General features: G+C 72.5%; 18 protein-coding genes. 13 read left to right on the top strand and 5 right to left on the bottom strand.

Annotation, left to right across the window (positions count from 1 at the left end; genetic code table 11):
- Window positions 1–95: 95 nt before the first annotated feature.
- The gene (locus tag ACWDN5_RS08955; RefSeq protein ID WP_310973176.1) at window positions 96–950 is read right to left on the bottom strand and encodes an LLM class F420-dependent oxidoreductase; all 855 of its coding nucleotides are present in this window, start codon (window positions 948–950) and stop codon (window positions 96–98) included.
- A gap of 299 nt (window positions 951–1,249) precedes the next feature.
- On the opposite strand from ACWDN5_RS08955, the gene metH reads away from it, so the two are divergent.
- Complete coding sequence (gene metH, locus ACWDN5_RS08950) at window positions 1,250–4,873, top strand: methionine synthase (RefSeq protein ID WP_449675651.1); 3,624 nt, start codon at window positions 1,250–1,252, stop codon at window positions 4,871–4,873.
- Here metH and ACWDN5_RS08945 read toward each other — a convergent pair.
- Entirely contained in the window at window positions 4,855–6,006 is a 1,152-nt protein-coding gene (locus tag ACWDN5_RS08945; RefSeq protein WP_449675649.1) for an FAD-dependent monooxygenase, read from the bottom strand. The genes metH and ACWDN5_RS08945 overlap by 19 nt on opposite strands.
- A gap of 56 nt (window positions 6,007–6,062) precedes the next feature.
- Window positions 6,063–7,469: a hypothetical protein gene (locus ACWDN5_RS08940; RefSeq protein WP_449675647.1), complete on the bottom strand. Its 1,407-nt coding sequence runs from the start codon at window positions 7,467–7,469 to the stop codon at window positions 6,063–6,065.
- 102 nt (window positions 7,470–7,571) lie between these two features.
- Here ACWDN5_RS08940 and cutA point away from each other — a divergent pair, with 102 nt between their 5' ends.
- From cutA to ACWDN5_RS08905, 7 genes are all read left to right on the top strand, one after another.
- A complete protein-coding gene (gene cutA / locus ACWDN5_RS08935) occupies window positions 7,572–7,895 on the top strand; it encodes a divalent-cation tolerance protein CutA (RefSeq protein WP_449675645.1) in 324 nt (107 codons plus the stop codon).
- Window positions 7,896–7,904: 9 nt separating this feature from the next.
- Complete coding sequence (locus tag ACWDN5_RS08930; protein ID WP_449675644.1) at window positions 7,905–8,612, top strand: RraA family protein; 708 nt, start codon at window positions 7,905–7,907, stop codon at window positions 8,610–8,612.
- A gap of 67 nt (window positions 8,613–8,679) precedes the next feature.
- Window positions 8,680–9,144 (top strand): DUF6292 family protein, encoded by a 465-nt coding sequence (locus ACWDN5_RS08925; protein ID WP_310973171.1) that lies wholly within the window; start codon window positions 8,680–8,682, stop codon window positions 9,142–9,144.
- Between the two features lie 129 nt (window positions 9,145–9,273).
- Window positions 9,274–9,915, top strand: a complete 642-nt coding sequence (locus ACWDN5_RS08920; protein ID WP_449675641.1) for a response regulator transcription factor — start codon at window positions 9,274–9,276, stop codon at window positions 9,913–9,915.
- 71 nt (window positions 9,916–9,986) lie between these two features.
- Window positions 9,987–10,385 carry an ATP-binding protein gene (locus ACWDN5_RS08915; RefSeq protein ID WP_449675639.1) on the top strand — a complete coding sequence of 133 codons (399 nt, stop codon included), beginning with the start codon at window positions 9,987–9,989 and terminating at the stop codon, window positions 10,383–10,385.
- A 50-nt stretch (window positions 10,386–10,435) separates the two neighbouring features.
- Window positions 10,436–11,857, top strand: a complete 1,422-nt coding sequence (locus tag ACWDN5_RS08910; protein WP_449675637.1) for a PAS domain-containing sensor histidine kinase — start codon at window positions 10,436–10,438, stop codon at window positions 11,855–11,857.
- On the top strand, window positions 11,854–12,234 hold the full coding sequence (locus ACWDN5_RS08905; protein WP_310973167.1) for a response regulator: 381 nt from the start codon (window positions 11,854–11,856) through the stop codon (window positions 12,232–12,234). Before ACWDN5_RS08910 ends, ACWDN5_RS08905 begins: the two co-directional genes overlap by 4 nt.
- 4 nt (window positions 12,235–12,238) lie before the next feature.
- On the opposite strand, the gene ACWDN5_RS08900 is transcribed toward ACWDN5_RS08905, so the two are convergent.
- The gene (locus ACWDN5_RS08900) at window positions 12,239–12,631 is read right to left on the bottom strand and encodes an STAS domain-containing protein (RefSeq protein WP_449675635.1); all 393 of its coding nucleotides are present in this window, start codon (window positions 12,629–12,631) and stop codon (window positions 12,239–12,241) included.
- A gap of 221 nt (window positions 12,632–12,852) precedes the next feature.
- Between ACWDN5_RS08900 and ACWDN5_RS08895 the strand changes: the two genes are divergently transcribed.
- Together ACWDN5_RS08895 and ACWDN5_RS08890 are read left to right on the top strand one after the other, a co-directional pair.
- A complete protein-coding gene (locus ACWDN5_RS08895; RefSeq protein WP_449675633.1) occupies window positions 12,853–13,161 on the top strand; it encodes a DUF4326 domain-containing protein in 309 nt (102 codons plus the stop codon).
- Between the two features lie 46 nt (window positions 13,162–13,207).
- Window positions 13,208–15,778 carry a hypothetical protein gene (locus ACWDN5_RS08890; RefSeq protein ID WP_449675631.1) on the top strand — a complete coding sequence of 857 codons (2,571 nt, stop codon included), beginning with the start codon at window positions 13,208–13,210 and terminating at the stop codon, window positions 15,776–15,778.
- On the opposite strand, the gene ACWDN5_RS08885 is transcribed toward ACWDN5_RS08890, so the two are convergent.
- On the bottom strand, window positions 15,775–17,220 hold the full coding sequence (locus tag ACWDN5_RS08885; protein WP_449675629.1) for a phenylacetate--CoA ligase family protein: 1,446 nt from the start codon (window positions 17,218–17,220) through the stop codon (window positions 15,775–15,777). The genes ACWDN5_RS08890 and ACWDN5_RS08885 overlap by 4 nt on opposite strands.
- A gap of 28 nt (window positions 17,221–17,248) precedes the next feature.
- Between ACWDN5_RS08885 and ACWDN5_RS08880 the strand changes: the two genes are divergently transcribed.
- The 3 genes from ACWDN5_RS08880 to ACWDN5_RS08870 all read left to right on the top strand — a co-directional run bounded on the left by ACWDN5_RS08880 (window position 17,249) and on the right by ACWDN5_RS08870 (window position 19,432).
- Window positions 17,249–17,737 carry a MarR family winged helix-turn-helix transcriptional regulator gene (locus ACWDN5_RS08880; RefSeq protein ID WP_310973162.1) on the top strand — a complete coding sequence of 163 codons (489 nt, stop codon included), beginning with the start codon at window positions 17,249–17,251 and terminating at the stop codon, window positions 17,735–17,737.
- A gap of 209 nt (window positions 17,738–17,946) precedes the next feature.
- On the top strand, window positions 17,947–19,032 hold the full coding sequence (locus ACWDN5_RS08875; RefSeq protein ID WP_449675627.1) for a hypothetical protein: 1,086 nt from the start codon (window positions 17,947–17,949) through the stop codon (window positions 19,030–19,032).
- Between the two features lie 100 nt (window positions 19,033–19,132).
- On the top strand, window positions 19,133–19,432 hold the full coding sequence (locus ACWDN5_RS08870; protein WP_310973160.1) for a DUF1883 domain-containing protein: 300 nt from the start codon (window positions 19,133–19,135) through the stop codon (window positions 19,430–19,432).
- Window positions 19,433–19,509 lie beyond the last annotated feature (77 nt).

Raw genomic sequence — 19,509 nt, 5'->3', positions numbered from 1 at the left:
CGACCTTGATGTGCTTGCGGACGGCGTTGAAGCCGAGGTCCTTCTGCGCCTTCAGGTTGAAGACGAGGGCGTCGTCGCTCGGGGCGGTGTTCAGGTCAGTGTGCGGGGGCGAGGGTGAGCTTCCCGGCCAGCCGGCCGATCCACGCTTCGACTTCCTCCGGTGACCGGTCCGGGAGGCCGAAGATCGTCTCGGTGACGCCGAGGGAATCCAGGTGCGCCAGCCGTTCCGGGTCCGGTCGCTCGCCGAGCGCGCAGATCCGCGGAGCGCCTTCCCGGCCTTCGGCGTGCCAGATCTCCTTCAGCAGGGCCACGTGCCCGTCGAGGTCGGTGTCGGCCGGCGTGGTGAGCCAGCCGTCGGCGTGGCGGGCGATCCAGCGGAACGTCTTCTCGGTCGGGCCCGCGCCGAGCAGCACCGGGATGTGCGCCTGGACCGGTTTCGGCCACGCCCAGCTCGGCCCGAAGGAGACGAACTCCCCGTCGTAGGCGGCTTCCTCCTGCGTCCACAGTGCACTCATCGCCTCGAGGTACTCGCGCAGCGCGGTGCGGCGGCGGTTCCCGGGCACGCCGTGGTCGGTCAGCTCGTCGACGTTCCAGCCGAACCCGGCGCCGAGCGTGACGCGGCCGCCGGAGAGGTGGTCGAGGCTGGCGATCGTCTTGGCGAGCGTGATCGGATCGCTCTCGACCGGCAGCGCCACCGCCGTGGACAACCGGATGCGCGACGTGACCGAGGCCGCCGTCGCCAGGGCGACCCACGGGTCGAGCGTCCGGCTGTAGCGGTCGTCGGGCAGCGACGCGTCGCCGGTGCGCGGGTGCGGTGACTCGCGCTTCACCGGGATGTGGGTGTGCTCGGGGACGTAGAAGGTCGAGAACCCCGCGGCTTCCGCGGCGCGCGCCGCGGCCGCCGGGGTGATCCCCCGGTCGCTGGTGAACAGCACGATTCCGTAGTCCACCCGCGGAGCGTATTAGAACGTGTTTCAGTTTTCAAGGTGGGCAGTCCACGAGGTGAGCACTGCCGCCGCCACGGGGAGCATGGGGGGTGGAGGTGCAGGGTGGAGACAATGCTCTACTGTGGACGGTCGCGGCCGGTGTCCCAGATCGTGGACGCCCGGGCGGGGCGGGATGGCCAGCCGGGTGCCGTATCCACTATCCTCGGTTACGGGCCGAGAGGCGCTGCAACGGACCGCGGGGTCCGCCACGCTCGACCCGCTCCACCGCACCAAGGGCGCCTCCCGGACGAGGGAGGGCGCCGATGAGTCAAGATCCCACCAGCCGGCTGCGTGAGCTGCTCGACCAGCGCGTAGCGGTCCTCGACGGTGCCTGGGGCACCATGCTGCAGGGCGCCGGGCTCACCCCGGCCGACTACCGCGGCGACCGCTTCGGCGAGCACACCCACGACGTCACCGGCGACCCCGACCTGCTGAACCTCACCCGCCCGGACGTCATCCTCGACGTCCACCGCCAGTACCTGGCCGCGGGCGCGGACATCACCACGACCAACACCTTCACCGCCACCGGCATCGGCCAGGCCGACTACGGGATGCAGGCGTACGTCCACGAGATGAACGTCCGGGGCGCGCAGCTGGCCCGCCAGGCGGCCGACGAAGCGGGCGGCCGGTTCGTCGCGGGCTCGATCGGCCCGCTCAACGTCACCCTCAGCCTGTCGCCGAAGGTCGACGACCCGGCGTACCGAGCGGTCACGTTCGAGCAGGTCAAGGCCACCTACGCCGAGCAGATCGCCGGGCTCGCCGAAGGTGGCGTCGACGTGCTGCTCATCGAGACGATCTTCGACACGCTGAACTGCAAGGCCGCGGTCGCCGCCGCGCGCGAGGTCGCGCCGCACCTGCCGCTGTGGATCTCGGTCACCATCGTCGACCTGAGCGGGCGGACGCTGTCGGGGCAGACCGTCGAGGCGTTCTGGAGCTCGATCGAGCACGCGAAACCGCTGGTCGTCGGCGTCAACTGCGCGCTCGGCGCCCAGGAGGCCCGCCCGCACGTCGAGGAACTCTCGCGGCTCGCCGACACCTACGTCGCCTGCCACCCGAACGCCGGCCTGCCGAACGCGTTCGGCGGCTACGACGAGACGCCCGAGCAGACCGCCGGGCTGCTCGGCGGGTTCGCCCGCGACGGCCTGGTCAACCTGGTCGGCGGCTGTTGCGGCACGACCCCGGCGCACATCGCGAAGATCGCCGAAGCGGCGAAGAGCATCGGCCCGCGGGTGATCCCGGCGCCGCGCACCCACACGCGCTTCAGCGGCCTCGAGCCGTTCGGCATCGGCGCCGACACCGGGTTCGTGATGATCGGCGAGCGCACGAACGTCACCGGCTCCAAGCGGTTCCGGCGGCTCATCGAATCCGGCGACCACCAGGGCGCGGTCGACGTCGCCCTCGAACAGGTCCGCGGCGGCGCCAACCTGCTCGACGTCAACATGGACGCCGACCTGCTCGAATCCGAGCAGGCGATGACGACGTTCCTCAACCTCATCGCCACCGAGCCCGAGGTGGCCCGGATCCCGGTGATGGTCGACAGCTCCAAGTGGAGCGTGCTCGAAGCCGGCCTGCGCTGCCTGCAGGGCAAGGGCGTGGTCAACTCGATCAGCCTCAAGGAGGGCGAGGAGCCGTTCCTGGCCCAGGCCCGCACGATCCGCGACTACGGCGCCGGCGTCGTCGTGATGGCCTTCGACGAGCAGGGCCAGGCCGACACCGCCGACCGCAAGGTGGAGATCTGCGCCCGCGCGTACGACCTGCTCACGCAGCAGGCCGGCTTCGCGGGCGAGGACATCATCTTCGACCCGAACGTCCTCGCCGTCGCCACCGGTATCGCCGAGCACAACGGCTACGCGAAGGCGTTCATCGACGCGCTGCCCCGGATCAAGGAACGCTGTCCCGGCGTCCACATCTCCGGCGGCATCTCGAACCTGTCGTTCTCCTTCCGCGGCAACGACGTCGTCCGCGAGGCGATGCACTCGGCGTTCCTCTTCCACGCCATGCAGGTCGGCCTGGACATGGGCATCGTCAACGCCGGCCAGCTCGCCGTCTACGAAGACATCCCCAAGGACCTGCTGGAGCTGGTCGAGGACGTGCTCTTCGACCGTCGCGAAGACGCCACCGACCGGCTGGTCGCCTTCGCCGAGAACGTCAAGGGCAGCGGCACCAAGCGCGTCGTCGACCTCTCCTGGCGCGAAGGCCCGGTCGGCGACCGCCTGTCCCACGCCCTGGTCCACGGCATCGTCGACTACATCGAGGAAGACACCGAAGAGGCGCGGCAGCAGCTGCCCCGGCCCCTCGACGTCATCGAGGGCCCGCTGATGGACGGCATGAAGATCGTCGGCGACCTGTTCGGCTCCGGCAAGATGTTCCTGCCGCAGGTGGTCAAGAGCGCCCGCGTGATGAAGCGCTCGGTCGCCTACCTCGAGCCGTTCATGGAGGCGGAGAAGGAGCAGGCGCGCCAGGAAGGCCGGCTCGCCTCCAGCGGTGGCCAGGGCAAGATCGTGCTCGCCACGGTCAAGGGCGACGTCCACGACATCGGCAAGAACATCGTCGGCGTCGTCCTCGGCTGCAACAACTACGAGGTGATCGACCTCGGCGTGATGGTGCCGGCGGGCAAGATCCTGGACACCGCGGTCACCGAAGGCGCCGACGCCGTCGGGCTGTCCGGGCTGATCACGCCGTCGCTGGACGAGATGGTCGCCGTCGCCACCGAAATGCAGCGGCGCGGGCTGAAGATGCCGCTGCTCATCGGCGGCGCGACGACGTCCAAGCAGCACACGGCGGTGAAGATCGCCCCGGCCTACGACAACGCGACGGTGCACGTCCTCGACGCCTCGCGCGTGGTCGGCGTCGTCTCCGACCTGCTCGACCCGGACCGCTCGATCGCGCTCACCGCGAAGAACCGGGCCGACCAGGAAGTGCTGCGCGAGCAGCACGCGAGCAAGCAGCGCCGCCCGATGCTCACCCTCGAACAGGCCCGCGCGAACCCCGAGAAGGTGGCCTTCGACGGCTTGCCGACCCCGGCGTTCACCGGCTTGCGCGTGGTCGAGCCGAGCATCGCCGAACTGCGCGAGATGGTCGACTGGCAGTTCCTGTTCCTGGCCTGGGAGCTCAAGGGCAAGTACCCGGCCATCCTCGAACAGCCGGTCGCGCGCGAGCTGTTCGACGACGCGAACACGCTGCTGGACCAGATCATCGCCGAAGGCAGCTTCACCGCGAAGGGCGCGTACGCGTTCTGGCCGGCGCACAGCGAGGGCGACGACATCCTGCTCGAAGGCGACTACGCGCACGTCAAGTTCCCGATGCTGCGGCAGCAGACGGCCAAGCCCGAGGACCGCGCGAACCGCTGCCTGGCCGACTACATCGCCCCGATCGGCGACCACCTCGGCGGCTTCGCGGTGGCGATCCACGGCGCCGAGGCGCTGGCCGCGCGCTACGAGGCCGAGCAGGACGACTACCGCGCGATCATGGTCAAGGCGCTGGCCGACCGCCTCGCCGAGGCGTTCGCCGAGCACATCCACCTGCGCGCCCGCCGCGACTGGTTCGAGCCGGACGCGCAGCCGAAGCTGGAGGACCTGCACGCGGAGCGCTTCCGCGGCATCCGCCCGGCGCTCGGCTACCCGGCCAGCCCCGACCACAGCCAGAAACGCGAGCTGTTCGAGCTGCTGGAAGCGGACGGGCTGGGCATGGCCCTGACGGAGTCGTTCGCGATGACCCCGGCGGCGAGCGTGTCCGGCCTGATCTTCGCCCACCCGGACTCCCGCTACTTCACCGTCGGCCGCCTCGGCCGCGACCAGGTCGAGGACTACGCCCGCCGCAAGGGGGTCGAGGTCGCCGAGGTCGAGCAGTGGCTCCGCCCGAACCTGGCCTACGACCCCGAGGCGTAGTCCGGCAGCTCGATGTCCGTGGCGAACTTGTCGGTCGCCTTGAGCATCAGGCCGAGGAGGAAGCGGGACTTGAACGTCCAGTCCCGCAGCTTGATCCGCAGCGGCGACGGCGGCGCCAGGAACGGCCCGGCGCTGCCGCGCTGCGAGACCTTGGCGTAGTCCCGCATCTGCTCCTCGTAGCGGGCGAACGCGACCCGGTGGTCGCCGTCGGCCGCACGCAGCTCGCCGGCCAGCACGTACGCGCCGACGACCGCCAGGCCGGTGCCGAAGCCGCCCAGGGTGTTGCCGTACGCCGCGTCGCCGAGCAGCACGACCCGGCCGCGGGCGTAGCCGTCGATCGTCACGCGGCTGAGCGAGTCCAGGTAGAACTCGCGCGCCTGGGGGATCTTGGCCATCAGCTCCGGCACCCGCCAGCCGACGCCCCGGTAGGCGTCCATCAGCAGCTGGCGCTGCTTGTCGGTGTCGGTGCGGTCGTAGTCCAGCTCGGGGGAGGCGAACACGAAGAACGCCGACGCCTTCGGACCGCCGACCGCGGCCATCCGGCCGGGCTCGTTGTACGTCTGCGCGTCGCCGCCGCCGAGCTCCTCGCCGAGCTCGGCCAGCGCATAGTGGTAACCGAGGTACTGCACGTAGTCGCGCTCCGGGCCGAAGGCGAGCCGCCGGACGTTCGAGTGGATGCCGTCCGCGCCGACGACCAGGTCGAACCGGCGCGGCTCCGCCCGGGCGAAGGTGACGTCGACGCCGTCGGTGGTCTCGGTCAGCGACGTGATGGTGTCACCGAAGAGGTACTCGCAGTCCGTGTGGCTGTACAGGATCTCCGACAGCTCGCCGCGGCGGATCTCGATGTCGCCGCCGGTGAATTCGCCGGGGATCACGGCCCGCGGCCTTCCGGTCGCGTCGACGATCGTCTGGTCCTGCCCGCCGGTCTGGCGGCGCAGGACCTCGTCGAGGACGCCCAGGCGGCCGAGCACGGCGCGGTGGGTGGCGCCCTTGAAGTCGACGGCCTGGCCGCCGGGCCGCAGCGCCGGAGCGCGTTCGACGACGGTCACGGTGCAGCCGAAGCGGGTCAGCCAGCAGGCCAGCGCGGGGCCGGCGACGCTCGCGCCGGAGATCAGGACGGTGAGGTTCTTCATGCCGCCGAGCTTCGCCAGGGCCGCTTACCGGTCCCTGGCGAAGCGCTGACGGCCGGCTACTCGACGGCGCCGTTGTTCGTCAGCAGCGTCTGGTACCAAGCGTCGTACGGGTGGTTGGTCGCCGGGTAGTTCGCCAGGGGAGTCGTCGCCTGGCTCGCGGAGTCGAAGTCCCAGCCGCGGACCAGCCTGCCCGCCTGCCGGGCGGAGGTGATGAACGCCGACTCCGTCGCGGGCGCGCCGTAGAACAGCGCGCCCTGCTGCAGCTCGGCGCTGTCGCCCTTCTGGAACTCGTCGAAGGCGACCTGCCGGTAGCGGATGCGGTCACCGGCGACGCGGTCGGTGTCGGCGCGCAGGGTCTGCGCCGAGGTCGGGCCGTCCGCGCCGGTCCACACCGACACCGTGCGGCCGGCGCTGCTCGACGTCGCCTTCGCGAACCGCGCGTCGGAAGTCTTGCCGTTGCCGGTCCACGCCACCGTGATGCCCGCGAGCACGCCGTCCCAGGCCCAGTTCTGGCTGTTGTTCTGGCTCTTGTGGATCTCCCGCAGGTGCGTCCCGTCGGTGAAGGCGACCGTCGGCAGGACGCCGTTGTCGTACTGGTGGCTGGCCTGCCAGGTGATCTCGCCGTCCGCGCCGAGCTTGCCGACGTGGGACCACAGCGTGGTCGCGCCCTGCGACTGGTGGACCTCGACGAGGTCGCCGTTGTCGTTGAGGGCCACGGCCGGTGTCTGCCCGCTGTCGTACTTGCCGTGCCGCAGCCAGGTGACCCGCCCGTCGGCGCCGTAGGTCCCGGTCCAGTACCAGAGCGCGCCGGCCCCGGAGTCGTGCACCTCGACGACCTGGCCGCGGCCGTTGAGCGCGACGGCCGGGTGGTAGCCGACGTCGCGCTTGTACTCGGTGCGGGAGCCGCCGTCGCCGGACAGCAGCGGCAGCACGCGCCCGCGCAGCGCGTCGACGTCCGGCTGGGCCGCCGGGTAGTCCTGCGCCCGCAGCAGCCTCGCGCCGAACACCGACTCGAGCTCCTGGTTGAGCGCGGTCAGGTTCCCCGCGGCGAACGAGGGGTTGTCGGTCAGGTCGTCCTTCAGGTCGAGCATGACGACGATCGGCGCGGCGGCCGGGTGCTGCGCGGACCAGGTGTTCACCACGGCCAGCCAGTCGCGGAGGTTGTTCGACGCCGGGTTGCCGCCGCCGTGGTCCACGAGGTTGCCGGGCGAGTCGTGCCCGACGGCGTAGTCGTGCGAGGTGGCGTAGCCGTTGTCGTGCACGTCGAGTTCGAGGAATCGCACGCCGTGGTCGAGCTGGTAGGCGAGGGAGTTCTTGGCGCCGTCGACGTTGCCCGAGTAGCTGTTGTGGGTCGCGCGGAAGACCGACGCGGTGAACGGCGGGCTCGCGGCGTGGGCCGTGGCGGGTATCAGGAGGGCGGAGGCGGTGAGTGCGGCGGTGGCCAGTGCGGGCAGACGGCGCATCCTGGAGTCCTCACGTCGGCAACGGGGCGCGGCCCATCCTGGCGCCCGCGCGGTGGCGCTGTCTCGAATTCCGGGTGAACGGTCACCGGTAATCTCGCCGGTATGGCGGCAGAACACGTGATCGTGATGTCCACGACGGACTCGGAAACCGCGGCCCGCGAGCTGGCCACCGAGGCGGTGGCCGCCCGGCTCGGGGCGTGCGCCCAGATCGTCGGCCCGATCACCAGCGTCTACCGGTGGGAGGGAGCCGTGCAGACCGATCAGGAGTGGCGGGTGGAAATCAAGACCACCGCCGAACGGGTGCCCGCGCTCACCGAACGCCTCCGGCAGCTGCACGGCTACGACCTGCCGGAGGTCGTCGCCACGCCGATCACCGGGGGCAGCGCCGAATACCTGGCGTGGCTGACCGAGGAGACCGCTGGCTAGATTCGGCGCATGGACCACGATGGACTCAGGCAGCGCTTCGCGACGCTGACCACCGCCCACCTCGCCGACGCGTGCATCCGCGCCGGGCTCCCGGTGCGGTGCGCACCGGCCCCGACCCGAGCCGTGGTGCCGGGCAGCCGGCTGTTCGGGCCGGCCGTTCCGGCCCGGCACGTCGGCAGCGTCGACGTCTTCCTCGAGGCGTTCGAGGACGCCCCCGGCGGCGGCGTGCTGGTGGTCGACAACGGCGGACGCCTCGACGAAAGCTGCGTCGGGGACCTCGTGGTGCTCGAGGCGCGCGCCGCCGGGCTGTCCGGGGTGGTGATCTGGGGCCTGCACCGCGACACCGCGGACATCCGCGCCATCGGGCTGCCGGTGTTCAGCCTCGGCTCGCTGCCCACCGGCCCGCTCAGCCTGGGGCCCCGCATCGACGGCGGGCTGGCCGAAGCGATCGTCGGCACGTGGCGGATCGGGCCGGCCGACCTCGTGCTCGGCGACGACGACGGCGTCCTTTTCGTCCCGCTCGCCCGTGCGGGTGAATTGTTCACCCTCGCCGAAGGAATCCGCGACACCGAACGGCGCCAGGCCGACCGCATCCGCGGCGGCGAACCGTTGCGGCAGCAGGTGCGGTTCGGTGACTTTCTTGCGGCGCGGGAAACGAATCCGGCGTTGACTTTCCGTGCCCATCTCCGGGCCGTGGGCGGCGCGATCGAAGAGTGAGCGCGAAAGTGTGATCACCCGCCTGATCGGGTATTCCGGGCCTGCAGCGGGCGCGGGAGGCGGAACCATGAACACGCTCATCGGCTTCGGCCGGGACATCGAATACCACTTCGCCCGGGGGCTGCGTGCCTACCTCGCCCGGGTCGCCCGGGCGGTCGGCGTCGGCTTCGAATCGTGTTCGCTCGACCTCGACGAGCCCGCCTCCGGGTACGTCGCCCTCGACCGCACGCTCCCCGACCTGCCGGGGCACGACCTCGCCCTGATCTGGGACGAGGTGCACGGCTGGTCGGCGGTCGTCGAGCCCGCGGGCGGCGGGGCGGCGAAACCGCTCGCCTACCTCGGCGGCCCCGAGGTGCTGCCCGCGCCGCGCGTGGTCGCCCGGTTCCTCGAGGTGCTGCGGGTCGCCGGGTCGCCCGCCGGGTCGTTCCGGCCGCCGGTGTTCCGGGCGGCCGGGCACCACGAGGAGCTCGTCGACTGGCTGCCGGTCACCGGTCCCGAAGGCCTGCTGCGGCCGAGCTCCCCGGCCTGGTGACCGGCGGCGATCCCGCGCTCGGCCGCCTAGGATGGGTGGGCACACCGCTTTCGGGGGCCCGGGTGGCGAAGCCCCCGGCTCGGGGCGAAGCCCCGGTTGTCACAGCCGTAACCGGAGTGAGGGACCACCGTGAGCAGCGCCGAGGAGCCCCGACCAGTCCGTGTCCTGCTCGTGGAGGACCACGACATGGTCGCCGAGGCCCTCCAGCAGGCCCTCGACCGCGCCGACGGGATCACCGTGGTCGGCCGGGCGCGGTCCCGGGCGGAGGCGGTGGCCGACGTCGCCGAGCACGCCCCCGACGTCGTGGTGCTGGACCGGCGGCTCGCCGACGGCGACGCCCTCGGCGTCCTCGCGCAGCTCGGCTCGGGCGGGGCGCGGGTGCTGGTGCTGACCGGCGACGCGACGCCCGCGATCGCCGTGCAGGTCGCCAAGGCGGGCGGTGCGGGGCTGCTGCTGAAGTCCTCCCAGCTCGGCGTGCTGGAATCCGCCGTGCGGGACGTCGCCGCCGGCGGGGTCGTCTTCGACCCGGAGCTGCTGCCCGGCGTCTTCGACCGGCTCACCGGCCGCGGCGGGGGTGCGGCGCTGACCGCGCGGGAACGCGAGACCCTCGACCTGCTCGCCGAGGGCGCGACCACCGACGAGATCGGCCGTCGGCTGGGCGTTTCCCGCAACACCACGCGCAACCACGTCCAGCGGGTGCTGGAGAAGCTCGGCGCGCGCTCGAAGCTCGAAGCGGTCGCGGTGGCCCGCCGGGAGGGCCTCATCGGCTGATGCAGCTGCACCAGCCGCGTGAGGGCTTTTGCATCTCGCGCCGCCCGGGCCGCTTCGACGAGGCTTACCGCGTGACCATCCCTGCCCCGCTCACCGCGGAGTGCGTGCTGACCGGCTCGGTACACGGGCTCGCGCTCGCCCGCCGGTTCACCCGGCTCGCCCTGGTGGCCTGGACCGACGGCCGCGCGGTCGACGACGCGCTGCTCGTCGTCACCGAGCTCGCGACCAACGCGCTGCGCCACGGCGTCGGCGACCCGGTCCTGCGGCTGAGCGTGGATGGCGCGGACGTCCGCATCGAGGTCTTCGACGACAACCCGGCGCCGCCGGTCCGGCGCCCGGCGGGAGCCGACGGCGGCTGGGGGCTCGTCCTGGTCGACCGCCTGTCCTCGGTGCGGGGAACCGAACGCCACGGCCGCGGGAAGGTGGTCTGGTGTGTCCTGCCCGCCTCGGCGGCCGAACTCGCGGGCTGAGCCGGGTTCGTGGCCGTGCCGGGCGGGCGGTCATCCGGCAGAGTTGCCGCATGGACGACGACCGGTTCCGCCTCCTGGTGCAGGGAGTGCTGGACTACGGGATCTTCATGCTCGACACCGGGGGCCGGATCTCGACGTGGAACGCGGGGGCGGAGCGCATCACCGGGTACGCGGCGGAGGAGATCGCCGGACGGCACTTCTCGGTCTTCCACCCGCCCGAAGACGTCGCGGCGGGTGAGCCGGCCCGGGAGCTGGAGACTGCCGTCGCCGAGGGGCGGCTGGAGGACGAGGGGTGGCGGGTGCGCAAGGACGGCACCCGGTTCTGGGCGAACGTGGTGATCACGGCGTTGTACGACGAGCAGGGGCGGCTGCACGGGTTCGGGAAGGTCGTCCGGGACATGACCGAGCGCCGCGCGGCCGAGCTGGCGCTGAGGGAGAGCGAGGAACGGTTCCGCCTGCTCGTCCAGAGCGTCCAGGACTACGGCATCTTCATGCTGGACACCGGCGGGCACATCTCCAGCTGGAACGCCGGCGCCGAGCGGATCAAGGGGTACGCGGCCGAGGAGATCATCGGGAAGCACTTCTCGGTGTTCTACCCGGCCGAGGACGTGGCCGCCGGGAAACCGGCCTGGGAACTGGAGGCCGCCGTCGCGGAAGGGCGGCTGGAGGACGAGGGGTGGCGGGTGCGCAAGGACGGCACCCGGTTCTGGGCGAACGTGGTGATCACGGCGTTGTACGACGAGCACGGCCGGCTGCACGGGTTCGGGAAGGTCACCCGCGACATGACCGAACGCCGCAACGCCGAGCAGGCCCTGCGTGAACGCCGCCGGCTGGTCGGGCACCTCGTCGAGGCGCAGGAGGTGGAGCGGCGCCGGATCGCCTGGGACGTCCACGACGAGTCGATCCAGTCCATGGTGGCCGTCGGCATGCGCCTGCAGCTGCTGGCCTCCCGGCTGCCGGAACCGCACGCGAGCGCCGTCGGCGGCCTCGACGAGTCGGTCGCCGCCGCGATCGCGCGGCTGCGCGGCCTGGTCTCGCGGCTGCGGCCGCCGGAACTCGACCGGCACGGCCTGGTGGAGGCGGTCTCGGCCTACACCGACGAGGTCGCGGGCCGCTGGGGATTGGCGCACGAGGTGCGCGACGAGCTCACCGCCGAGCCGTCGCCCGAAGCGGCGATCACCGTGTACCGGATCTGCCAGGAGGCGCTCAGCAACGTCCGCAAGCACGCGCGCGCCACCCGGGTCGGCGTCTCGCTGTCCACAGTGGACAACGGCACCCTGGTGCGGATCACCGACGACGGCGTCGGCACGGCCGGCGGCGATGCCGGCGCGGGCCACTTCGGGCTGGTCGAGATGCACGAACGCGCCGAAGCCGCGCACGGCTGGCTCTCGGTGGACAGCACGCCCGGCGAGGGCACCGTCATCGAGTTCTGGCTGCCCCTGCTGCCCGACGCGACGGAGCTCGAACCGTGACCGAGCTGCGCGTGCTGATCTCCGACGACGACGTGCTGATCCGGGACGTCCTCAAGGAAGTCCTGGACGCCGAGGACGGCATCGCCGTGGTCGCGGTGGCCGGCGACGCCGACGAGGCGATCCTGCTCGCCGAGCGGCACCGGCCCGCGGTCGCCGTCCTCGACGTCCGGATGCCGGGCGGCGGCGGGGCCCGGGCGGCCCGCGAGATCGTCCGGCGCAGCCCGGACACCGCCATCCTGGCCTTCTCCGCCTACGCCGACCGGGCCTCCATCGCCGGGCTGGCCGCGGCCGGCGTCACCGAGTACCTGGTGAAGGGCGCGCCGAACACGGCGATCGTCGAAGCCGTCCGGCGGCTGGGCGGTCAGGCGGCGGGGTGAGCGGTCAGGGCACCGGCCGGACGTTGGCGACGCAGTCGAAGTCGGTCGGCAGCAGCGTGAACAGCCGCCGCACCGCGCGCGATCGCCCGGCGTCCACGGTGAGGCGGGCGCCGGCGGAGTCGGCGAGCAGCTGGGCGCGCAGCAGCGAGTTGAGCCCGGCGACCGAGAAGAACGTGACCCCGGCCAGGTCGATGACGAGGTCGCCGAGGTCGCCCCGGACCCGGTCCTGCAGGAGCTCGTCGAGGCGGCGGGCGGTGCTCAGGTCGACTTCGCCGGTCACCTCGACGAGCAGGGTGCCGGTGCGGGGGGAGCGCACGCGCAGGGACATGTGGCCGCCGGCGTGGAGCCAGTCGGTGTCGGTGAGCCGGTGGTCGGCCGAGCGTGGTTCCGGAACCATCGCGGCACCCTTTCGTCGGGCAGCGGAAGCGGACCGGACGTTGCGGGACGGGGATGCCGGACGGGGGCAGCCTGCCGGCCCGGGCGCGGAACGTCCGGCAGCGGCTGACGGCTCAACCGTGAGCCTCAAGCATAGTGCATCTGCACTACGTGGACCATCGGGCGCCACCGGATGGGCGGCGAACCGGTGGACAATGAACCACCACGGGTGAAGGAGGCCGGATGCCGACCACGGTCGTCAACCTGAAGGGACACCGGGACGACCCGGACTACGCCGACGTCGTCTACGTCGGGCGGGCGATGCACCGCGGCGGCTGGCACCTCGACGGGTCGAAGCTGGCCAGCCCGTTCCGGCCCGGCCCGGACGGCACGCGCGAGGACGTCGTCGCGCGGTACCGCGAGTACCTGCTGTCCCGGCCGGACCTGCTGGAGCTGCTGCCCGGGCTGCGCGGTCGCCGGCTCGGGTGCTGGTGCGTCCCCGAACCGTGCCACGCCCAGGTGATCGCCGAGCTCGCGGATAACGGGCCGTAACAGAACGGACCCCCTGTGCGAGTAACCTGACACGAGGGGGTGAGTAATGGTGCACGCGCGGCGACTCGGCGGGTTCGACCAGGCCGAACTCCCCGCGGCTCACCGGATCCGGTGGTGGCTGGCGGCGGTGGCGGCGGGGCTCGTCGCGGCCGGCTTCGCCGTCGTGCCCTACCTGCCGTTCTTCCAGTCCTGGACGTTCGTGCGGGACCCGAAGGTCGCCACCGTGATCACCTGGACCGTGCTGCAGACGTCCGTGGTGCTCGTCTCGGCCGTCCTGACGCTGTACTTCATCGGCAAGGCGCGGCTGGAAGCCGCCGCCTACCGGGCCAACCAGATCGACATCCGGGTGTTCGTCGACGAACGGCCCGAAGGCAGCCACGACCGCGAGATCGACTCCGCCGTCGAGCTGACCGCCACCTTCAAGCGGTTCCTCAACGACTCCCGCCTCTACACCCCGACCCCGGTCCCGGGCGCCGGGAGCTCGTACGACTTCCTCCAGATCGTCGAGCACGCCGGCGACGCCGCGGAGGGCTGGTGGAAGGCCGTCACCAAGGTGATCCGGCTCGCCCAGCCGCCCGCCGCGTTCACCGTCACCGGCACCGTCCGTCCCGGCAACACCCCCGGCCGCCACCAGCTCATCCTGGAACTCGTGCGCGTCCCGCGCTTCGCTGCGAGCCCGCTGGTCATCGAGGACGCGAACTGGCCGCGCGTGCTGCACCGGGCGGCGAACGCGGTGGCCGCGCTGGTCATCCCGCGCAGCGCGTACGTCCGTTCCAACATCCACTGGTCCGCCTGGCGCGGTGCGAAGATCCCGTACGAGCTCTTCGACGCCTACCAGCGCGCCAACCACTTCATCGCCTACCGCCGCTACGACGAGGCCCTCGCGGAGTACTACCGCGCGGTCAGCCTCGACCCGGCCAACGTCTACATCAGACTCGAGATCGCCGCCCTGCAGGAACAGCTCGACCTGCACCTCGACGCGCTCGCCACCTACGACGACGTGATCACCGTGTGCAGCCGCGGACACCCGCGGCTGGCCCGCTGGTGGATCGGCCCCGACTTCGCGCGCCAGCCCCGCCACGCCGGCCGCGGCCGCGACGTCGCCCTGCTCATCGCCCGCTACCGGCACGCGCTCGTCCTCGGCCACGGCGACTCCGTGGCCGGGTCCTGGTGGGTGCGGCGCACCACCGCGGGCATCCCCGGCGACGCGCGGGCCCAGCGCCGCGCCGAACTGCGGGCGGCGATCGAGCTGCGCTTCCGCCGGTACGTCGACCTCGACGTCCGGACGCGCCCGTACGCGATCCCGCGCGAGAAGCGCCTGGAACTGCACCGGCGCGTGCTGAAGGTGCCGGTCGAGGAACTCTTGGTCAGCGAAGCGACCCCGGAACAGCTCGCCGAGTACAACCAGCGCGCGGCGGAGATGCGGTCCTACTTCTGCGCGCTGTCGCAGTACGAGATCGAGCGGCTCATCGAGGACTACCGGCGGTTCGGCCGGCGCTGGCGCCGCAGCTGGCAGCAGCTGACCAACCGCGCGCTCGACCTGTCGCTGGTCTGGTCGGTGCTGCGGCGCGCGATGGCGGACGTCGAACCGGTCACCGGCGCGGTGCCCGAACCCCAGCCCGCCTACCCCGGCAGCCGCGTCCGGTTGGCCGACGTCTGCCCGGACCGGCGCTGGCCACCCGACCCGGGCAGGCTCGACGCCACCGTCGAAGCCGCGGGGCCCCGCAAGTCGTGGGAAGAGTGCTACAACGCGGCGAGCGTGTACGCGGTGGCGATGCTCGAAGTCGGCCCGCGCGGCGAGCGCGACCTGCGTGACCGCGCGCGCAACCCGCGTCTGCTCGGCGAATCGCGGGACGAGGTGGCCCGCCGCGCGGTCCGCGAGCTCTACCACGCGGCGACGATCAGCCACAGCGGACGGCTGCCGGAGCGCCGCTCCTGGGTGATGGGGGAGGACCCGGACCTCGCCGCCCTGCGCGGCCACGAGCTGTTCCGCGTGTTCGAGATGGTGACGTTCTCCCCGGACCGGGCGGCGCCGCTGCGGCCGCAACGCGCCCACGTCTGGGAGCAGGTCGGCTACGTCCGACGCCTGGTCGCCGAGATCGCGGGCTGCCGGGCGCACTTCTGGCGCGTCCGGGCGCACGCCGAGGGCCCGCCCCCGGACGGCCGCACCCTCGACCGCTGGCGGTCGGCCGATCGCGACGCCTGGCGGAAGCTGGCGAGCCTGGCGGCCGGGAAACAGGACTGGTACACGCGCTACCAGGCGATCTGCGCGTTCCGCGAGTGGGCGGCGGAGTCCGGCTACCCGGGCTCGATCTCCGGATTCCCGCTGTACTGCGAGGAAAGCCTGCACGCCCAGCTGCGGGGCGCGGCCGGCCCGCGGGCGAAGACGAACCTCGACGCGAACATCGTCGTCCGCGAGTACGTCCGGCTCTGCGACCGCCGCCTGGACCACCTGGTCGCGGACATCGCCGAGCTGACCGAGCAGTCCACCATCGAGGACTTCGCGAGCTGCGCCGAACTGTGGGCGGCGCTGTGCTCGTGGTTCGACGACGACATCGCCGACGGCTCGTCGGCCGACGAGCGCCGCGAGCGGTTCCGCAAACTCGCCCGGCCCTAGTTCTGCCGCGTGTAGCGGTGCTTCACCCCGGCGGGGAAGTACTCGGGGTCGCCCGCCGGGCGCAGGACGACGTCCGGCAGCTGCCGCTCCGGCGGGACGTAGTGGGCGAACTCGCTGTTCAACCGGACGAGCTGGTCCCGCACGGCCGTCGCGATCCGGCCCGCGTCGGCGGTGGTGCCCGGTGCGGTCTCCACGGTGAGGCGCAGCCGGCGGTCGCGGTCGGCGTCCTCGACCGACTCGATGACGAACTTGCCGGTCACGGTGTCGCTGATGCCGGGCTGCTCCAGACCGACGGTGACGTTCTCCGGGTAGACGTTGGCGCCGAAGAACGACACCGTGAACAGCGAGCGGCCGAACACGTAGACGAACGGGAGCTCGGGGCCCGGTGGTGGGGTGAAGCCGTGCCGGGCGCAGAAGGCCAGCAGCTCGGCGTGCGAGAGGAGCCCGCCGTCGTCGGCGATGTGGTAGCGGACGAGCGGGATGCCGCCGTCCGCGGTGAACAGCAGCGTGCCGTCCTCGACTTCGAAGAAGCGGCTCGCCGGGTCGTATTGCACGAGCGTCGGCAGCCGCGCGTCGCCGAAGACCTCGCGGGCCAGCTCCGGGCGGCCGGCGAAGAACCGGCGGATGCTCGCCGACCGGGGCGTTTCGGTGCCGAGCACGCCCGCGTCGGCCGTCCCGTAGAGCGACGCGATGTCGCGGACGGGGTCGGCGATCCCGGCCCGCCCGGCGACCAGCTCGCGCCACTGTTCGCTGAAGACCTCGCCGGCGAGCACGAGCTTGACGGCGTAGGAGGGCCAGTCGACGCCCTCGGCGAGTCCGGTGTCGACGACGTCCTTGACGAACGGCGGGTAGCCGAGCAGCACGACCTGGTCGAAGTGCGGCGCCAGCTCGGGCAGCACGCGCAGGATCTCGGCCTTGTTGTTGCCGGGCGCCACGACGGTGATCGGGCAGCCCTTGGCGGCGAGGTGGCGCACGCAGGCCGTGGTGAACAGGCCGCCGACCCAGGTGCCGAGCGGGAAGCAGACGACGGCGAGGGTGCGGCGCCGATCGGCCTCGAAGGCGTCGACGAGGACGGTTTCGAACCGCCGGGCGACGTGCAGCTCGTCTTCGAGGGCCCGCGGCCAGATCGTGGGGTGGCCGCTGGAGCCGGAGGAGACGGCGATCATGTCGAGCCCGTCGAAGGTGCCGCCGCGGCAGAGCTCGGGCAGCGGGTGTTTCCGGTGGTAGCCGGCCTTGTCGGTGCGGGGCAGCGTCCGGAAGTCCGCCATGGTCCGGACGGCCTGCGGCTCGATCCCGTGCTCCCGCAGGAACTTCCGGTACGCGGGCACGGTTTCCGCGGTGCGGTGGAACAGTTCGAGGACGGCGGTTTCCGGCGCCGGTGCCGCGGGGCCGAAGAAGGAGTCGAGCGCCTGCCGCACGCGGGTCTGCCGGCCGAGGTCCATGATCGGAGCATAGCGGCGGAAGCGTGCCATGATGGGCGCCGTGACGACCTCGGCCCAGGAGCAGCCCGCCGGCCCGCCGTTGACCCTGTACCTGGTCAAACGGCTCGAGCTGGTGATCAGGGCGCTGCTCGACGACGCCCTGCGGCCGCTGGGGCTGACGACGCTGCAGTACACGGCGCTGAGCGTGCTGGAGGCCAGTGGAGCCCTGTCCTCGGCCCAGCTGGCCCGCCGGTCGTTCCTCCGTCCGCAGACGATGCACGAAATGGTGCTGACGCTGGAGAAGCGCGGCTTGATCGCGCGAACCCCGAAGGCGGACAACAAGCGCGTCCTGCTGGCGGGCCTCACGGACGCCGGACGCGAGCTGCTGGCGGGCTGCGCACCGGCGGTCACCGAGCTGGAGAACGCGCTCCTGGCGGACCTCAGCCCGGGCCAACGAGCGACGTTCCGCGAGGGCCTCCAGCACGGCGTCCGGGCCCTGGGGGCGCTGTCGGGTCAGCGGCGCGCACCGGAAGCCTGATTGCCCCGGAGGTACGTCTTCGGGGACACCTGGTGGATCGGTCTCCCCCGAGTGGAGTCTCGAGCCGGGCTTGCCGAGCCGGAAGTGCTAGGCCGACCGAGTGGAAGCGCCGGACGGCCCGTAGCAGGCGTGTGGGGTGCGGCGTTGGAGGGTAAGTCCCAGGCCTGTTCTCACCGTGGAGGTTCGCCGACGTGACCGGGGCTCGCGAGGTGTCCGTCGCCGCCCGCAGGTTGCTGGTCCTGGCGGCGGCGGTGGCGGGCTTCTGGCTGGTTTCGTGGCTGGTGTCGGGTAACGCCTCGGCGGCGGAGGGCCGGAGTGCCGAGCTGCCGGTGCTGGGCCCGCCCTCGGGGGCCGGTGCGGTGGTGGCTGCCGGGGTTTCGCCGGCGCGGCCGAGCGCGGTGGATGCACCGGGTGCCGTCGCGTCCGCGAGGTCGGTGGCGCGTGCCGCGGAGCCGATCGCGCGTGTGGTGGGAGTGGTTGCCTCGCCTGTCGCCAAGAGCGCGGCCGCGGTTGCCGAGCCGGTATCGCAAGCGGCGGCACCGGCGACGCGTGCCGTCGGCGCATTGGGTGAAACGGCGGCCGCGGGGGTCGCACCGGTGACTCGTGCGGCAGGCGCCCTTGTCGCGCCCCTGGGCCGGGCCGCCAACGCCGTTGTCGCGCCGGTTGCCGATGCCGTGACCTCGGCTGCGCCGGTGACCCGCGCCGTCGTTGCGCCCGTCGTGCGTTCGATCGAGCCGATCCTGAGCCCGGCGAAGGCGCTCCTCTCGCCGGTGACGAAGACCGTCACCGGCCTTGTCGACCCCGTCGTCTCCGACACCGGACTGACCAGCGTCGTCCAGCCGGTCACCGGCGACACCCCGCCCGTCGTGAACCCCGTCGCCGACCGGGGCCGGCAGCCCCATGCGACACACGCACCCGTGGCCGGCGCCGTCGTCCGGCCGATCACCCCGCCGGCCGAAGCGACGGCGACCGGCCCGCTGCCGAACCAAGTCCGGCAGCCCGTCGCCGTCATCGGGAAGACGGCCGGCCGCACCTGTGTCCCGCCCAGCTCACCCCGGCGGCACAAGCTCTCCGTGCACCACACCGGCGTTGCCGGGCACCGTTCCGGGGGGACCCCGAGCCACCCCGTCGCGCCCGTGTCGTCTCCCGATGCCGCGACCGGCGCCGGCGCCGGCATTCCGCCCGCCTTCCTGAGCGCGGGCCACGGTCCACACCACTTCCGCGCGTCCCCCTGGGCGCACGGGGATTTCGTGCCGCTGTGGCGGCCGCGCGAACCGGGCACCGGGCCCGGCTAGCCCGTTCCGATCTTCCGCCCGTCGTGTGCTGCGCGGCGCGATCCGCGCTGCCCGCGACCGTCGAATCCGAACCGAAAACCACGCGTGGAAGAGGGACGAAATGGAAGCGAGCGTGTTCGACCTGGGGAAGGTCCGAAGAGACGCGGTGGTCACCGTCCGCCTGGACGCGATGGCCAACGTCAGGCTCCTGACCGCGGTCAACTTCCAGGCCTACCGGCGCCGGCAGTACTACCGGATGCACGGCGGGGTGGCCACCGCACCGATGTTCAAGATCCACATCCCGGCGAACGCCCACTGGTTCCTGGTGATCGACGTCGAGGGCCTCGAAGCCCGGCCCCTGCGCCCGCGGGTGAGCGTCGAACCGGAAGCGGCCGTCACGGCCAAGGCGCGCCCCCGGTGACCCCGGCGGCGGCCCCGATCCCGCGGTCGGGGCCGCCGCGGCTTTCCCCGCGTCGGCGGGCGGATGCGGGGTACCCG

The sequence above is a fragment of the Amycolatopsis sp. NPDC003731 genome, from assembly GCF_053586895.1.
The sequence above is the reverse complement of the archived record's forward strand: the minus strand, read 5'-3'. Positions and strand labels throughout refer to the sequence as shown.

Excerpts from the sequence above, each read along its gene's own strand:
- metH (WP_449675651.1), top strand. The coding sequence starts at position 1,250 with ATGAGTCAAGATCCCACCAGCCGGCTGCGTGAGCTGCTCGACCAGCGC.
- ACWDN5_RS08945 (WP_449675649.1), bottom strand. The coding sequence starts at position 6,006 with ATGAAGAACCTCACCGTCCTGATCTCCGGCGCGAGCGTCGCCGGCCCC.
- ACWDN5_RS08940 (WP_449675647.1), bottom strand. The coding sequence starts at position 7,469 with ATGCGCCGTCTGCCCGCACTGGCCACCGCCGCACTCACCGCCTCCGCC.
- cutA (WP_449675645.1), top strand. The coding sequence starts at position 7,572 with ATGGCGGCAGAACACGTGATCGTGATGTCCACGACGGACTCGGAAACC.
- ACWDN5_RS08930 (WP_449675644.1), top strand. The coding sequence starts at position 7,905 with ATGGACCACGATGGACTCAGGCAGCGCTTCGCGACGCTGACCACCGCC.
- ACWDN5_RS08925 (WP_310973171.1), top strand. The coding sequence starts at position 8,680 with ATGAACACGCTCATCGGCTTCGGCCGGGACATCGAATACCACTTCGCC.
- ACWDN5_RS08910 (WP_449675637.1), top strand. The coding sequence starts at position 10,436 with ATGGACGACGACCGGTTCCGCCTCCTGGTGCAGGGAGTGCTGGACTAC.
- ACWDN5_RS08900 (WP_449675635.1), bottom strand. The coding sequence starts at position 12,631 with ATGGTTCCGGAACCACGCTCGGCCGACCACCGGCTCACCGACACCGAC.
- ACWDN5_RS08895 (WP_449675633.1), top strand. The coding sequence starts at position 12,853 with ATGCCGACCACGGTCGTCAACCTGAAGGGACACCGGGACGACCCGGAC.
- ACWDN5_RS08890 (WP_449675631.1), top strand. The coding sequence starts at position 13,208 with ATGGTGCACGCGCGGCGACTCGGCGGGTTCGACCAGGCCGAACTCCCC.
- ACWDN5_RS08885 (WP_449675629.1), bottom strand. The coding sequence starts at position 17,220 with ATGGACCTCGGCCGGCAGACCCGCGTGCGGCAGGCGCTCGACTCCTTC.
- ACWDN5_RS08880 (WP_310973162.1), top strand. The coding sequence starts at position 17,249 with ATGATGGGCGCCGTGACGACCTCGGCCCAGGAGCAGCCCGCCGGCCCG.
- ACWDN5_RS08870 (WP_310973160.1), top strand. The coding sequence starts at position 19,133 with ATGGAAGCGAGCGTGTTCGACCTGGGGAAGGTCCGAAGAGACGCGGTG.